Raw genomic sequence first — 15929 nt, 5'->3', positions numbered from 1 at the left:
GTGATGTTCTTGAACTAATGCTTGTCAGTCTATACGTATACATATAAAATACATATGCGACTATTTTTTAATTGATCGGAACTGTTTATTTCATTGGAGGTTTCTGCGTTGTCGAAAAAGAGAAGATTTACGATTCGCTCCAAAATTCTATTGGGCTATCTAGTGGTTGTGTTGTTATTTGGTGCCGTTTTGCTAGTATTATCTGCCCAAATTGATGCATCGCAGAAGGAAATTGATTTTATCAGCCACCACGACCTGGAAGTGCATAACCTGACCAATGCCATTGAGAAAAATGTTCTAAATATGGAAACAGGACAGCGGGGATTCATGATTACCGGGGAAGAAAGTTATTTGGAACCTTACAATCAAGCGCTAACCCAGTGGAATTCCAATTATGCCGAACTGTATGAGCTGGTTAGTGATAACCCATCCCAGCAAAAGACTCTGGAAACCATTAATACACATATTGTCCGCTGGATTGATGTTGCCGGATCAGCCTCGGTGGCCTTAAAGAAACAAGGAGATCAGGAGAAAGTCATTGAATTTTTCCATTCCGACCCAGGGAAAAGTGAAATGGATCTGTTAAGATCCGAGTTCGAGAACTTCCGCAATACAGAGTTGCGACTGACGGAAAGCCGGGTGAAAGAGCTCGCAGCACGAAGCTCCACATTGCTTACCATTATGTATACTTTATGGGCTGCCGTTGCCGGACTATCTGTTGCCGCTGCGCTCGTCATTTCGGGCAATATCGTCAAGACCCTGCGTGAAGTCAAACATACCATCAGCGACATATCACAAGGTGGCAATCTCACACAGCGTATTATTGTCCGTACACATGATGAGGTCGGTGATTTAGGTAAGGAGACGAACTTATTGCTGGACACGGTACAGGAACAGAATCGACTTAAGGATCAGGTTGCCAGCATAGCTACACTCCTGCAGAACCCTACAAGTTTGGAGGGACTGTCAAGGTTGTTCCTAAACCAAGTCGCTATCCTGCTAGAAGCCCCTTATGGCGTGTTATATGCGATGAAAGAGAATCGTCTTATTCGTGTAGCTGCGTATGCAGCAGATGGAGAGAAAGAGCGTTCCCTCGGTAAAGTATCCGTTGCACCGGGTGAGGGATTAGTGGGTCAGAGTGCGATTGAGAAGCGAGTTTTGCAGATGAACGACTTGCCTCAAAATTATATTCGCATCTCATCGGGACTTGGTGAAGCGTCAGCTGCATCACTCATAGTAGCGCCGGTGGTATTTGAAGGTAAAACGATAGCTGTTATCGAACTTGCTTCCATGAAGCCAATCGAACCAAAGGAAACAAAGCTGTTAACCGAACTGATCGAAATCTTCGGGGTTTCTCTTCATTCCACCATAACACGCATGGAATTACAGCATTTGTATGATGAATCCCAAGTGTTGAATGAAGAATTGCAGGCTCAATCGGAGAAACTGCAGGCACAGACTGAAGAGATGGTATCTCAGACGGAAGAATTACATATGCAAACAGAAGAGCTGCATATACTGAACGAGCGTCTGGAAATGCAGAAAAATGCGGCAGAGACTTCTGCCAGTGAACTTGCAAAAGTAGCGGATCAGCTGCGGACAAGCTCTGGTTACAAGTCTGAGTTCTTGGCGAATATGTCGCATGAACTTCGTACTCCACTGAACAGTATGCTGATTCTGTCCGAGATTTTGGCTGAAAACAAACATCAGCACTTAAATAGTGAGGAACAGAAATATGCTTCGGTGATCCATGCATCAGGTAAGGACCTCTTAAATCTGATTAACGACATTCTTGACCTTTCCAAAGTGGAAGCCGGGGAGATGGAAGTGGATTTGGATGATGTGCATCTTGAAACCCTGCCTGAAGCAATGAATCAATATTTTTTGAAAACGGCGGAGCAAAAAGGGATTGATTTCCGGATTCAGCTTCAAAGCCCTCTTCCGGAAACAATTGTTTCCGACGAGATGCGGTTACACCAGATTTTGCGGAATTTGCTCTCCAATGCATTCAAGTTTACCAATGAAGGTGAAGTGGCCTTAACCATCTCCAGAGTGAGTCTGGCCAATCTGGAAGACAGCGGGGCAGAGAAGGAGGTTATAGCCTTCTCGGTTAGTGATACCGGGATTGGCATTGCTGAGAACAAACTGCTGCAGATCTTTGATGCGTTCAAGCAGGCAGATGGAGCCACAGCCCGAAAATACGGCGGAACTGGACTGGGACTGTCGATCTCTCAATCCCTTGCCAATCTGTTGGGAGGATCAATCTCAGCAACGAGCCGTGAAGGACAAGGAAGTGTCTTCACTTTATTCCTCCCACTTAGAAGGGAAGAGCCTGAGGTTATGCAGAACCCCAGATTGTTCTTGAACGAGGTTGCCGTGACTGATCCTGAAATTAACAGTGCTTCAGCAATGAATTCAACCAAAATCGAGATGTTACTGACTCCACTGGAAGAATCATTATTGAATGGTCGTCAGGTTCTCGTTGTCGATGATGATATTCGAAATGTATATGCGTTGGCAAATGCCCTTGAGCAGTATGACATGAAGGTGATTACAGCTCAGAATGGCTACGAGTGTCTGGAGATGTTAGAGAGCGGAGAAGCGAATCCGGATATTATCTTGATGGATATCATGATGCCAGAGTTGGATGGGTATGAGACCACTCGCCAGATCCGTGAGAGATTAAATCTCAAGCAGCTCCCTATCATCGCTCTGACTGCCAAAGCCATGAAAGAAGATCGTGATAAATGTATTGCAGCAGGGGCCTCGGATTATATTAGCAAACCGCTGAATATAAAAGAGGTACTGTCTCGGATGAAATTATGGCTGAGTCATGAAACGTTGGGAATTTGATCTTTTTCGTTTGTAATTCAACATGTATCAACTCCAAAATAAAACCTATGCCAGTTGCGCAACGATTGCTGCAATTGTGTCATGGGTTTTATTTTTTTCTCATGTAAGCTATTTAAATGAAAATGATGTTATAATACTTAACAAGAATTAAGGTTTATTGCAAAATAATGGATGGATATAAGTGTATAGCCTTTGTTTTCGTTCAGTTAAGGATATAAAAGGTTTAACGTGTTATATATATGGGAGGTAATGTCCATGCAGCTTACGGTTAAAGAGGCTTTACAGGTATACCCTTTGTCTGAGGCCAGACTGGTTGCAGGTGGGGAAGGGACTTCACGGATGATGAAATCCGTTAACGTCATGGACGCTCCAGATATAGCGGATTGGATCAAATCCGGAGAACTGCTGTTCACAACCGCATTTATTATGAAAGACAACGAGACCGATGCACTTCGTTTGATGCGCCGCCTGAACGAACGTGGTTGTGCCGGATTAGGCATTAAATTGGGCCGTTTCTGGCAGGCCATTCCGCAAGGAATTATTGAGGAAGCAGATCGACTGCGGTTACCGCTGCTGGAACTGCCGTTTCAGTTTACATTTTCCGACCAGATGAATGCGTTATTCAAGGCAGAACATGAACGCAGCAATCGTTTACTGCACGAGGTGGTGCAAAAACAGAAAAAATTGATGCAGTTTGCGTTGCAGCAGCAACAGCATCGGAATGTATTTGCCGAACTAGCTACCGTGTTGAATTATCCGCTTGCGGTTATTGGCTCCCGCGGCCATGTGCTGTATGGCAGCGAAGGCATTGCAGGTGATGCGGTAGTACAGGGTTGGCCCTGGAAATCCGTCATGCACCGTGTGAAATGGAATCAGGGAAGCTGCCACCGGGTACCCATCAAGCAGAATGATGAAGAATACGGATTTTTGCTCGTCTTTACAGACTCGGCGCTATCTCTTAGAGCAGAGGAAGAATTATTTCAGCAGGCTGCGGATGTCTTGGCATTCTATATGGATATGACCTATCGAGAACACATTAATCCCACCGTTCAGGATGAGATGCGTACGCTGCTAACCCAATATCTAGAAAACAAAATGACGGTAGAGGAACTCACCAAGCTCAGCGAGAATAAAGGCGTTCATCTGTTCCAGGGGACTTATCAATGTGTGTTGATCACGCTGGAACCGTCTGTATTTGCAGAAGGGAAGCTGCTGAAGCAGATTCACCGCGAGTTGCAGTACAATCCGCTTATGCAATTCACGGCCTCACAGCATTTTCAGATCGAAGATGGCATACTCTCCATCTATACCTGTCCAACAGGACGGGATTATGGAGAGGAATTATCAGCATTCCTGCTAAATCGGTTCGGGGATGTTCTTGCAGCACAGGAAGCCAAGGGAGCATCTGCACCCCGGTTCTGGATCAGCAAAATGAAGCATGAGCCGAAGTCGCTGCGCGAAGCCTATCAGGAATGTCTGGATACTCGCCAACTGGCTCGCCGTTTCGGGATGAAGGATCGAGCTCTCCAGTTTGAGATGCTGGAATTCGCCTATGTATTCCAACATGTTCCTGATAACATCATGGAGAATTATTGCAATAAAGTACTTGAGCCTTTATTGGCGAGGGACGGCGATCCCAATCAGGTACTGATGAATACGTTGGAATCTTTTATCGAGAATGATGGACTCATTAACGAAGCTGCGAAGCAGCTGTTTGTGCATCGGAACACCGTTACCTATCGGATGGAGAAAGTCGGGAGTTTGCTGCAAATGGACTTTAAGAAGACTAATGATCTGCTGAAATTAAAGCTGGTGTTCACCTTCCGCAAGTTTGTGCGGGATAAAACAGCGGCTAGGCCGTATTCGCAGCATCATTAATCTAAAGTTTGACCCCTTAATACGTTAATACTTTTATGGTCATAACCATTATCCAAAACAAGTGTTGTGCAGCATGACAATGAAGCAGGCATGTTAGATAAAACCGTATTTCCCTTGAGGAAGTACGGTTTTTTCGCTTTTCATTACATTTGAACAACCAAATCCCGTGCACTGATAACAAATCACAGAACTGATGTTATGTTATATTACAAAATTGCGTAAATATTGTTGTCGCAGTACAGAGAGACACTTAAAATGAAGAACAACAATCCACAGAAGACCGGAGGTTCTAACATGGGCGACTTCATTAAACTCGTTAACAACTGGTCTATCACACAGTTCGTGCATACGTTTGGCGGACTATTCGAAGAATCACCTTGGGTGGCGGAGCGTTCCTGGCCTTCACGGCCATTCGACTCTTTTGAACACCTGATGAAGGTGATGAAAAACGTAGTGCAATCCTCCGATGAAAAGATCCAGTTGCAGTTGCTTTGCAATCACCCGGATCTCGGGGCGCGAATCAGCATGAGCAGCAATTCTGTTCAGGAACAGGCTGGGGCAGGGCTTGATTCACTTTCGGCGGAGCAATATAACGAGCTTAGCAAATTGAACAAAGAATATACAAGCCAATTCGGCTTTCCTTTTATATTGGCCGTGAAAGGTCACACAGCTCAGTCCATTCTGGAGTCCATGAGGAAGCGCAATCGGAGAGGAAGAGAGGAAGAATTCCAGACCGCCCTGAAGGAAGTGTTCAAAATTGCTTCCATTCGATTGGAGCAATGGCTGGTGCAGATTGGTCATGAACTTGAATTTGAATTAAAGCCAACCGAAGTAAAGCAGCGGACCATGTATTACGGCAAGGGAGATGTATGGATGTACCGTTCATACGCCAAACCGTTGACGGATATTCAGGCCATACCGGAATCTCCATTTACAGGACGTAATAATATCCTGTTCGGAATGAACATTAAAGTAGCCGTTCAAGGCGAGGAATTTCTGCCTTCTTTTGTCGAAGGAGATAATTCTCTCGTCGTTGCAACGGATTCAATGAAGAATTTCATCCTGAAACATGCTGCGGATTACTCCGGAGCTACAGTGGAAGGTTTCCTTGCTTATGTCAGCCGACGTTTTCTGGAGACATATCCGCAGATGACCAAAGTTCAGATGACAGCAGATCAGATTCCTTTTGAAGATGTGCCTGTTCGCAGAGAGGGAAGCCTTCGTGCAAGCGAGCTGGTATTCCGTTATTCCCAGAATGATCGGGCTACGGCTGCAATTGAAGCGCAGCGAAAAGGAAATCAGGTCGAGCTAAGCAATCATTTCAGTGGTGTCGCAGATATCAGGCTTATTAAGGTCAAAGGCAGTGAATTTGCCGGTTTCGTCAAGGATGAGTACACCACCTTACCCGAGACATGGGACCGTCCACTATTCATTTTCCTGAATATCAATTGGCGTTACGAAGACCCGAGAGATGGCATAGACGATCAGTGCGGACGTTATGTAGCGGCGGAGCAGGTAAGAGATGTAGCTGCTGCCGTGTTCCATGCGTGTCGCTCGGCATCCATTCAGCATCTGATTTACCAGATTGGACTTAGGCTCTTGCGTCGATTTGGACAGCTTAGTGAGGTTTCATTTGAATCCAACAATCGGACATGGGAAACGGTGCTGGAGGAAGTCAAAGAAGGAGAAGGCAAGGTATTCACGGAGGGCAGACCTCCTTATGGATTTCAAAGCTTCTCAATGACAAGGGATGATCTTGAGGATGACCATTGGGGCTCGAAGAAAGAAAGGGAGGCATGATGTCGGTGGCTGGAGGACGGATTACTACGCATGTGCTGGATACTTCCAAGGGCGTTCCGGCCGCGGGCGTGCGGGTTGAACTTTTTGTATTGCATGGGGATGGCGAGAAGGAAAGTAGAATGAAAGTTGCTGAATCGGTGACTAATAGCGATGGGCGTCTGGATGCTCCGTTACTTGAAGGCGGGAAGCTTGAGCAAGCGGTCTATGAGCTTCATTTCAACGTTGAAGGGTATTACGCACAGCGATCTCTTGAAGAATTGGGGCAGACATTATGGACAGTTGTACCGATTCGGTTTGCCGTATCGGATGCTGCAAGTCACTACCACATTCCTTTGTTGATTGCGCCAGGTGGTTACAGTACATACCGGGGAAGCTGAAATCTATGAATCCGGTTCTGATCAGGGGAGGGTCATCCATATGACAAAGTTAGATATGATCATCCGGGGGGCCCGGGTTGTATTGAGAGATAGCGTGGAGGAACTGGATATTGGGATTACGGGTGAAAAAATATCTGCTGTGTCCTCACACCTGGAGGGTGATGAAGACACTGAAATAATAGAAGCAGATGGCCTCACCGTGATGCCAGGGGCGGTGGACATTCATGTCCATTTCAATGAACCTGGACTCGCGAGCTGGGAGGGATTCAAATCTGGATCAGCATCACTGGCTGCTGGTGGAATTACGACGTATGTTGATATGCCGCTTAATGGTGTCCCCCCAACGATAAGACCGGAGGCATGGGAGTTGAAAATGAAAGCAGCCAGCGGTCAATCCTATGTTGATTATGCGTTCTGGGGAGGACTCGTTCCCGCTAATCTGTCTGAGCTTGCGCCTTTGGCCGAAAGAGGTGCGGCGGGATTCAAGGCATTTATGTCCGAACCTGGTGGAGAAGGGGAAGACATCTTCGCCAGAGCGGATGACGATACACTTTTGAATGGCATGTACGAGATTACAAAACTAAACCGTGTGCTGGCGCTTCATGCCGAAGACGAAGCGATGGTTGCTGAGCTTGGAGCAAGAAGTATTGCAGATGGACGAATCGGCCCGATGGATTACGTGCAATCTCGCCCAGCAGAAGCGGAGGTTCGGGCGGTGTCCCGAGCGCTGCAGTATGGGGAGCAAACCGGATGTGCATTGCATTTTGTGCATATCAGTACACGGGAAGCGCTTGATCTGATTGCAGCGGCGAAACAGCGCGGACTGGATGTAACTTCTGAAACATGCCCGCATTACCTGACGCTGACAGATGAAGATGTTGTCCGGTTGGGAGCTGTAGCCAAGTGTGCGCCGCCATTGCGGAGTCAGGCTGAGCAAGATCGGTTATGGGATGCGCTGGAAGCAGGTCTGATTGATGTTATTGCATCTGACCACTCACCCTGTCCGCCATCGATGAAACAATCTGATCATTTCTTTGAAATCTGGGGTGGCATCTCTGGGGCACAAAGCACGCTGCTGCTCATGTTGGAGGAAGGACATCTTCAGCGAAATGTAGCCCTTCCGCTGCTAGGAAGAATCCTGGCTCTACAACCTGCCAGAAGGCTTGGATTGGAGAGCAAAGGTGAGATTGCCATCGGCAAGGACGCGGATCTGGTACTGATTGATTGGAAGAAGAGTACCACCTTAAATGCGGAAGACCTGCACTACACACATAAACAGAGTCCTTATGTGGGACGCACATTTTCCTCCAGCATTGCAGAGGTGTTCTGCCGGGGCACACGAGTATACAGTTCAAAAACAGGATTATCGGATGAACCTGTGGGACGGTTTATCCGTGCTAACTCATCTGTTCCGGTTGGCGTTGAAGGAATGGAGGGGGGATCATGACGGATTTTGAAGTACACACGCCTTCGTGGACGGAACGTCCCATCCAGCCTTTGCCGCAATTGGAGCAGGTGGAGCTGAAAGGCATGCTTGACTGGTTGTCTACATATGGCGCTGATCCCCAAGGAGGTGTGACACGTCTGTTGTACGACGAAGCATGGTGTAAGGCACAGCATGCGCTTGCGGAAAAAATGCAGGAGAAAGGGTTGGCACCGGAATTCGATCAATCAGGCAACCTGTATGGAACTCTGCACGGTAGAGGTGTGGGTTCAGGAGTGGAAAAAGAAATCGAAGCGGCACCGATTGTTACGGGGTCCCATATCGATACGGTGGTACATGGTGGAAAGTATGATGGCGCATATGGGGTAGTTGCGGGAGTGCTCGCCCTAGAGTATCTACAGAAACATTTTGGGGACCCCAAACGAACACTTCGAGTCGTGTCCTTATGTGAGGAAGAAGGTAGTCGATTCCCCTTCGCTTATTGGGGATCACGAAGTATAACGGGGGTAAGCGGGCTGGAAGACGTTCAGCATTTGAAGGATCAGGAAGGCATTACCTTTGCACAGGCGATACGTGATGCAGGCTTTGGACCAGATAGCAGCTATAGATCGGCTTCACATAACTACGGTGCGTTTATCGAACTTCATATCGAGCAAGGTCAGGTTCTTGAACGATTGGGCCATTCGATTGGTATTGTATCGGATATTGTAGGCCAGAAACGCTTTAGCATTACAGTAAGTGGCGAAGCCAATCATGCCGGAACTACACCGATGACCTGGCGTAAGGATGCACTTGCAGGTGCAGCCGAGATGATTACTGCTGTAAGACACATTGCGCTTGAAGCGGGAGAACCACTTGTAGCTACTGTTGGACGAATAACAGCTGATCCGGGGATCGGTAACGTTGTTGCATCCCGAGCCGTATTCTCGCTCGATATCCGGCATATCAGGCAAGAGAGCATCAACCAATGCTGGCAGCACATGCTACAGGAATTTAGCCGAATCGCAGCGGAGCAACAGCTCGGACTGAACTGGGAGGAGCACTTGTCTGTCACCCCTATTCCGATGAACGAACAGATTACGTCAGACATTCGAGCTATCTGTGAAGTGGAGCAGTTATCCTATATTCACATGCCAAGCGGCGCAGGACATGATTCGCAGATCTTTCAGCCGGCTTGTCCTACGGCGATGATTTTTGTCCCCAGCCAGGATGGAATTAGCCATAATCCCCTTGAATATACAGCTGAAGAGGACCTGATGAAAGGTTTCCGGGTTCTGGTTCAGCTACTCTATAAATACGGTTACGGGAGTTGAGTGAAGATGTCCAACTATAAAGAATTGTCCCCGTCCTTGCGGACGATCATGACACCGGGGCCAGTTGAAGTCGATCCAAGAGTGCTTAGGGCATTGTCCTTCCCGATCCTGGGGCAGTTTGATCCGGAGTTCACTTCCCTGATGAATGAGACGATGGCCATGCTGCGTGAACTATACATGACAGATAATGAGTGGTGTTATCCGGTAGATGGCACATCCCGCTCAGGTATTGAAGCTGTGTTGGTCAGTCTGATTCAACCGGGGGACAAGGTGCTGGTTCCCATCTATGGACGCTTCGGACATCTGTTGGTTGAAATTTCGGAACGTTGTGGTGCAGAGGTTGTTTTTTTTGAAACAGAATGGGGAACGGTTTTTGATCCCGAAGAGGTTATCAAGGCGATCCATGCCCATAAGCCGAGTTTGGTCGCGATGGTTCACGGCGAGACATCAACCGGGCAAATGCAGCCTCTCGCCGAGATTGGCAAAACCTGCCGCGAACTTGATATTTTACTCGTCGTTGATGCTGTTGCCACAATCGGCGGTACACCTGTGGAGACGGATGCCTGGTATCTGGATGCGGTGATGGGTGGAACGCAGAAGTGTTTGTCCGTTCCATCCGGGATGGCGCCATTAACGTATAACAGTCGTGTGGAGAAGAAGCTGATGAGTCGCAAAACCGTCGAACGGGGACTCCGGGATGCGACAAGTGCTCGGGCTGAAGGCCGTACAATTGCCAGCAATTATTTTGACCTAAGCCAGTTGCAGGACTACTGGAGCTCGGCGCGGTTAAACCATCATACAGAGGCAACTTCGATGCTCTACGGTCTTCACGAGGGGCTGCGGATTTTGCTTCAGGAAGGTCTGGATACGCGTTTCCAGAGACATCGGATCAATGAACGTGCGTTAGTCGCAGGCATTCAGGGCATGGGGCTCAAACTGTATGGAGACATGTCCAGTAAACTTCCAATGGTCACCTGTATCGAAGTTCCGGAAGGCATAGACGGAGAGTCGGTACGCAGCATGCTTCTGAACGATTTCAGTATTGAAATTGCCAGTTCGTTTGGACCATTGAAAGGCAAGATTTGGCGTATTGGTACAATGGGATTCAGCTGCCAGCGCAAAAATGTACTGCATGTGCTGGGTGCCCTGGAGGCTGTCCTGTTGCGTCATCGCCACACCTTGCCAGCAGGGGAAGCCGTGCAGGCAGCTCTGGATGTGTATGCCGGGAAGGAGGGTGTCTTATGTTGAACCAGATGCCGATATCCAGGGAGGTGATGGTCACCTCCCCGCATTATTTGGCGAGTGCGGTTGGCAGCGCAATCCTTCAGCAAGGGGGTAACGCTTATGATGCTGCTGTCGCTGTAAGTGCCGCACTGGGCGTAGTCTACCCCCACATGACAGGACTTGGCGGAGATGCTTTCTTTTTGATTCATGATGGAGCAAGTGGTGACATAACTGCTTACAACGGAAGCGGTCGTTCAGCAGCAGGCATTCATGCAGACACATTCAAAGCGATGGGGATGAGCGCCATTCCTCAACGAGGCGTGCTTAGTGCGATTACCGTTCCTGGAATGGTAGATGCATGGTGGGAAGTCTGGTCCCGCTATGGGAAGTTAAAGTGGGAACAGTTACTTGAACCAGCTGCGCAATATGCAGAAAAAGGATGCCCTGTATCCCGAAATCTGCGCCTGTGGCTGGAACGTGATGAGGATTTCATTATGGGGCATACACCGCTGCGAGCGGTATTTGCCCCTTTTGGTACACTTTTGCAGGAAGGGGACCTGCTCCAGCAGCCTGATCTTGCCACCTCTATTCGCCTGATTCAGGCAGGCGGACGCGATGTTTTTTATACCGGGGAACTGGCGGAGCAGCTAACTTCGGCTATTCGTGAGGATGGCGGCATGCTTGCTCCAGCGGATTTCGCAGCTCACAAGGGAGATTGGGTGAAGCCGATCACTACCGATTACCGTGGCTATCAAGTCCATCAGATGCCGCCCAATTCACAGGGTTTCTCGATGCTGATGATGTTGAATATGCTGGAACATATTGATCTATCGTCCGTGGCGCGTACGTCCCCCGAGTTTTATCACCTGATGGCTGAAGTGGTCAAAAAGGCTTTTCGTGACCGTGATCGGTATCTCACAGACCCGGAATTCAGGGATATTCCGCTGGAAAATCTGTTGTCCAAGGCTTATGGAGATGAATTATGGAATGAGATCCAGTCCGCTCCACCTGTGGCACAGCCTTTTCTGTCCAAAATGATGGGTCAGGATACGGCTTATGCGGCGGTTGTGGACAATGAAGGCAATGCCGTCTCGTTTATTCAGAGCCTGTACTTTGATTTTGGCGCTGCTTATGTGCCGGGAGATACAGGTGTGATCATGCAGAACCGCGGGTCCTTTTTCTCGCTTGATCCGAAGGACGCCAACGTATTGGAACCCAGTAAACGCTCATTCCACACCCTAATGCCGGGTCTTGTCACTCGTAACGGGAAACCATATATGCTCGTAGGCACGCAGGGCGGTGAGGGTCAACCTCAGACACAGCTATCGGTTCTTACGGGGGTGCTGGACTATGGTCTGAACATTCAGGAAGCCATTGGGCTGCCGCGTTGGGTGTATGGGCGTACCTGGGGCGAGGAAGGTGACACGATGCGAGTGGAGAACCGTTATCATGACGACGTGTGTGACATGCTTGCCCGATGGGGGCATAACGTCGAAGCCAGAGCGCCGTGGGACGGGATTATGGGGCAGTCGCAAGGGATTGTCATCCGTGAAGATGGCATGATCAGTGGAGCAGCAGACCCCAGAGGAGATGGCATGGCTATCGGGTGGTAACGTGATTTATGTACTGGATCAAGTATAGATCCAAAGAAGATTATCCTCATTGTGCAGGATCAGAATAAGTAAATTTACGCAGATAGATACGGATGGGGGAGATTATCATGGGAACGATCCTGCTAAAAGGTGCACAACTCGTCACAATGAATGCAGAAGAGGATGTATTTACGGGAGATCTGATAATTGAGGATAACAAAATCAAAGAGATTGCAGAACATATCGATGTTCAGGCAGATCAGGTCATTGATGCTCGAGGCAAAGTGCTGCTGCCAGGTTTTATCCAGACGCATATTCATCTGTGTCAGACTTTGTTCCGTGGACGTGCGGACGACCTGGAATTGATGGATTGGCTTCGTCAACGCATTTGGCCGCTTGAGGCGGCGCATGATGAAGAGTCAGTCTATTACTCGGCAATGCTCGGCTTGGGCGAATTGATTTCCAGCGGGACAACGACGATTTTGGATATGGAGACCGTGCATCATACCGATTCGGCTTTTCAGGCGATGGCACAGAGCGGCATTCGGGTGATTTCCGGTAAAGTGATGATGGATCACGGGGATGAAGTTCCTGAACCGCTGCGTGAAAATACGGCTACCTCGCTGCAACAAAGTGTCGATTTGCTGGAGAAATGGAACGGATTCGGCGGTGGCCGCATTCAGTATGCATTTTGTCCACGCTTTGTCGTCTCGTGCACCGAAGAATTGTTGGTTGAGGTACGTGACCTGTCGAATAAGTACCATGTGAAAGTGCACACCCATGCCTCCGAAAATCGTGGCGAGATCGAACTGGTAGAACACGAACGTGGCATGCGCAACATTGTCTATCTGGATCATATCGGTCTGGCTACTCCAAGACTGGTGCTTGCCCACTGTGTGTGGCTGAGTGAGGAAGAGAAGGAGATTATTCGCAAACGCGGGGTAAAAGTCACCCACTGCCCTGGATCGAATATGAAACTGTCCTCGGGTATAGCAGATATTCCCGATCTGCTGAATCGTCAGATTGCGGTAGGCATTGGTGCCGATGGTGCGCCGTGCAACAACAATCTGGATATGTTCCAGGAGATGCGCCTGACCGCGCTCATTCAAAAGGTGCCTCATGGTCCAACAGTGATGGACGCTCGGACAGTGCTGCGCATGGCGACGATGGGTGGAGCGGAAGTACTCGGAATGTCCAAGGAAATCGGCAGTCTGGAAGTGGGTAAAAAAGCAGATATGTTACTGCTGGATCTGGATGATTTTCATACGTACCCTTCCTATGAGACTGATGTGTACTCCCGTGTGGTCTATTCCGCAACTCGCAGCTGTGTAGACACCGTTATTATTGATGGAAGTATCGTGCTCAAAAACCGGAAGATTCAAACAATTGATCGCGGCATCGTGCTTCGTGAATCGGATAAAAGCATTGCAAGATTGATGAAACGTATCTAATCAACAGCAACCAGACGAAACTCATCCAATAACTATCTGAGCAGAAGTTGGACATTCAATCTTCGCTAAGAAGTACTGAGTCGCTTCTTCGGATTCGGATTCAAATCCCTGAAAGGATGGAGACAACGATGGAAATGCATGATCTGTGTGCAATTGCAGCGGGGGAGCCGCGCTGCGTTCTCGCAACAGCGGTCAAGGTAGAAGGTCATGCTTACCGTAAGCAGGGTGTCTCTATGCTTTTGACCGAAGATGGTGCGATGTATGGCAGTATCAGTCCGGGTTGTCTGGAGAGTGATCTGCAGGCTAGGGTGGACCGTGTGCTGTCTACACAGCAGTTGGAGTTCGTGGAGTATGATATGCGTCCGGAAGATGATCTGTCCTGGGGGGAAACGATTGGCTGCGGCGGGTTGATTATAGTGCTGCTAGAGCCGGTATGTGGCGAACTCTGGTCGATCTTGTCCCGTATGCATACGTATTTTCAATCTGGATCAGCTGTGGAGCTAACCCGTTCATTCTACGATCAATACACACGGATTCATTATGTGATTCAGCCTGCTGAGGATGCAGAAAGCAAGACATCATTATACCCTTCTCCAGTTGCCAAAGGAGCTTCTCTAGGTCCAATAAATACAATGATTATAGAGGAAACACCGATACCGCGACTATCGTTGGTCGTTATTCATTCGTCAGAAGCTGATGCTACTGCATCTAATTCTGGAGAGAGTAATCTTCAGAAGGATGGATTGACTGAGGCAGAGCGGTGGGATGTCCCTCTACAGATCTCTGCAAGATATGAGCCCAAACCCCGTCTGATTATCATTGGAGCCGGAAATGATGTAATTCCGGTCGCCCTTCTGGGAAAATCAGCAGGATTTCATGTGGTCGTAGCAGATTGGCGAGAAACCTTATGCACCGCTGAACGCTTTCCGGGGGTTGAACTTATTCATGGTTTCCCTCGTGAGATCATGCATGTACTGGATATCCAAAGCGGGGATTATATCGTATTGATGAGTCATCAATTTCCGAGAGAACGGGAGTTTCTTGAATTACTTGAGGATCGGAATTATGCATACCTTGGTATTATGGGCTCCAGAACACGGACAGCACGTTTGCTTAACGATCTCCCCCCGCTAAAACATTTGCATTCACCCGTCGGCTTGACCATTGGTGCTGATGGACCGGAAGAGATCGCAATCAGTATCGCAGCAGAACTTATTTCCTGTAAACGTACAGTAGTTGCCGCAGAGTGTCGCAACGCACAGAGGGGGATTGCACATGCGACTGACGGGCATCGTGCTAGCGGCAGGTAAGAGCAGCCGAATGGGGCGGGATAAACTGTCTATCGTCATGCCTGACGGAAGATGTTTGGCCGCATGGACATTGGAATCCGCCTTGAATTCCGATTTGGAGAGAGTCATTTGTGTGGTCAAACCCGAGGATTCATTGGCATGGATCCCCTCCATGTGGCTCAATGAAGCGTCATATGGCTGTACTCCAGATACGAGGACGAAGCTACAGATTGCAATCTGTACCGATTATGCATACGGTATGGCCATGTCCCTTCACTGCGGCATTCTGTCTGCTATGGCATACAGGCCAGAAGGTGTGATGATGATTTTGGCAGATCAGCCGTTATTGCAGGCACAAGATATTAACAGGGTTGCTGAGACGTTAGCAGCCAACAAACGGTGTGATTATGCAGCAGCTACGGATGGCGGTGGAGGCAAGCCTCCGGTCGCCTTTCGTGAGCATATGCTGGGGCCTCTTTTGTCGCTCAGCGGAGATGAGGGGGCGAGAAAAATCATGCGCAATGCCAAGTATGCAGGCACGCATGTATCGTTGTCTGATTTTAGCTTTTGGGATGCGGATACCGAACCAGAGCTGCAGCGCATTTTGGATTATGTGAATGGCATAAAATGAATGAAAATCAAGACAGAAGGAGCGATTCCTTGTGTATTATTTCTTGAAGTAATGAGGTCAGCCAGACCGTCTGGTTG

Annotated in this window: 11 protein-coding genes; all 11 read left to right on the top strand. The window is 48.5% G+C overall.

Annotated elements, in window-relative coordinates:
* Positions 1–108: 108 nt before the first annotated feature.
* The 11 genes from HW560_RS22790 to HW560_RS22740 all read left to right on the top strand — a co-directional run bounded on the left by HW560_RS22790 (position 109) and on the right by HW560_RS22740 (position 15852).
* Positions 109–2853: a CHASE3 domain-containing protein gene (locus HW560_RS22790; protein WP_179264831.1), complete on the top strand. Its 2745-nt coding sequence runs from the start codon at positions 109–111 to the stop codon at positions 2851–2853.
* Between the two features lie 255 nt (positions 2854–3108).
* The gene (locus HW560_RS22785) at positions 3109–4731 is read left to right on the top strand and encodes a PucR family transcriptional regulator (RefSeq protein WP_179264830.1); all 1623 of its coding nucleotides are present in this window, start codon (positions 3109–3111) and stop codon (positions 4729–4731) included.
* Between the two features lie 294 nt (positions 4732–5025).
* Positions 5026–6531, top strand: coding sequence for a factor-independent urate hydroxylase (gene pucL / locus HW560_RS22780; protein ID WP_179264829.1), 1506 nt, complete (start codon positions 5026–5028; stop codon positions 6529–6531).
* Entirely contained in the window at positions 6531–6908 is a 378-nt protein-coding gene (uraH, locus tag HW560_RS22775; protein WP_179265890.1) for a hydroxyisourate hydrolase, read from the top strand. Before pucL ends, uraH begins: the two co-directional genes overlap by 1 nt.
* A gap of 40 nt (positions 6909–6948) precedes the next feature.
* The gene (gene allB / locus HW560_RS22770; protein ID WP_179264828.1) at positions 6949–8355 is read left to right on the top strand and encodes an allantoinase AllB; all 1407 of its coding nucleotides are present in this window, start codon (positions 6949–6951) and stop codon (positions 8353–8355) included.
* Positions 8352–9665 (top strand): Zn-dependent hydrolase, encoded by a 1314-nt coding sequence (locus HW560_RS22765; protein WP_179264827.1) that lies wholly within the window; start codon positions 8352–8354, stop codon positions 9663–9665. Before allB ends, HW560_RS22765 begins: the two co-directional genes overlap by 4 nt.
* Before the next feature lie 6 nt (positions 9666–9671).
* Complete coding sequence (locus tag HW560_RS22760) at positions 9672–10913, top strand: pyridoxal-phosphate-dependent aminotransferase family protein (RefSeq protein WP_179264826.1); 1242 nt, start codon at positions 9672–9674, stop codon at positions 10911–10913.
* Positions 10907–12502 carry a gamma-glutamyltransferase gene (ggt, locus tag HW560_RS22755; RefSeq protein WP_090898175.1) on the top strand — a complete coding sequence of 532 codons (1596 nt, stop codon included), beginning with the start codon at positions 10907–10909 and terminating at the stop codon, positions 12500–12502. Before HW560_RS22760 ends, ggt begins: the two co-directional genes overlap by 7 nt.
* A gap of 107 nt (positions 12503–12609) precedes the next feature.
* A complete protein-coding gene (locus HW560_RS22750) occupies positions 12610–13932 on the top strand; it encodes a 5'-deoxyadenosine deaminase (protein ID WP_090898178.1) in 1323 nt (440 codons plus the stop codon).
* 128 nt (positions 13933–14060) lie between these two features.
* The gene (locus HW560_RS22745; RefSeq protein WP_177185704.1) at positions 14061–15242 is read left to right on the top strand and encodes an XdhC family protein; all 1182 of its coding nucleotides are present in this window, start codon (positions 14061–14063) and stop codon (positions 15240–15242) included.
* Entirely contained in the window at positions 15208–15852 is a 645-nt protein-coding gene (locus tag HW560_RS22740; RefSeq protein ID WP_090898181.1) for a nucleotidyltransferase family protein, read from the top strand. The genes HW560_RS22745 and HW560_RS22740 overlap by 35 nt, the downstream gene beginning before the upstream one ends.
* The last annotated feature ends 77 nt before the right edge of the window (positions 15853–15929 follow it).

Origin of the sequence: Paenibacillus sp. E222, from assembly GCF_013401555.1 — a bacterium.
GTDB lineage: Bacteria > Bacillota > Bacilli > Paenibacillales > Paenibacillaceae > Paenibacillus.
The sequence above is the reverse complement of the archived record's forward strand: the minus strand, read 5'-3'. Positions and strand labels throughout refer to the sequence as shown.

Coding starts and splice junctions, on each gene's coding strand:
- HW560_RS22785 (WP_179264830.1), top strand. CDS start 3,109: ATGCAGCTTACGGTTAAAGAGGCTTTACAGGTATACCCTTTGTCTGAG.
- pucL (WP_179264829.1), top strand. CDS start 5,026: ATGGGCGACTTCATTAAACTCGTTAACAACTGGTCTATCACACAGTTC.
- uraH (WP_179265890.1), top strand. CDS start 6,531: ATGTCGGTGGCTGGAGGACGGATTACTACGCATGTGCTGGATACTTCC.
- allB (WP_179264828.1), top strand. CDS start 6,949: ATGACAAAGTTAGATATGATCATCCGGGGGGCCCGGGTTGTATTGAGA.
- HW560_RS22765 (WP_179264827.1), top strand. CDS start 8,352: ATGACGGATTTTGAAGTACACACGCCTTCGTGGACGGAACGTCCCATC.
- HW560_RS22760 (WP_179264826.1), top strand. CDS start 9,672: ATGTCCAACTATAAAGAATTGTCCCCGTCCTTGCGGACGATCATGACA.
- ggt (WP_090898175.1), top strand. CDS start 10,907: ATGTTGAACCAGATGCCGATATCCAGGGAGGTGATGGTCACCTCCCCG.
- HW560_RS22750 (WP_090898178.1), top strand. CDS start 12,610: ATGGGAACGATCCTGCTAAAAGGTGCACAACTCGTCACAATGAATGCA.
- HW560_RS22745 (WP_177185704.1), top strand. CDS start 14,061: ATGGAAATGCATGATCTGTGTGCAATTGCAGCGGGGGAGCCGCGCTGC.
- HW560_RS22740 (WP_090898181.1), top strand. CDS start 15,208: ATGCGACTGACGGGCATCGTGCTAGCGGCAGGTAAGAGCAGCCGAATG.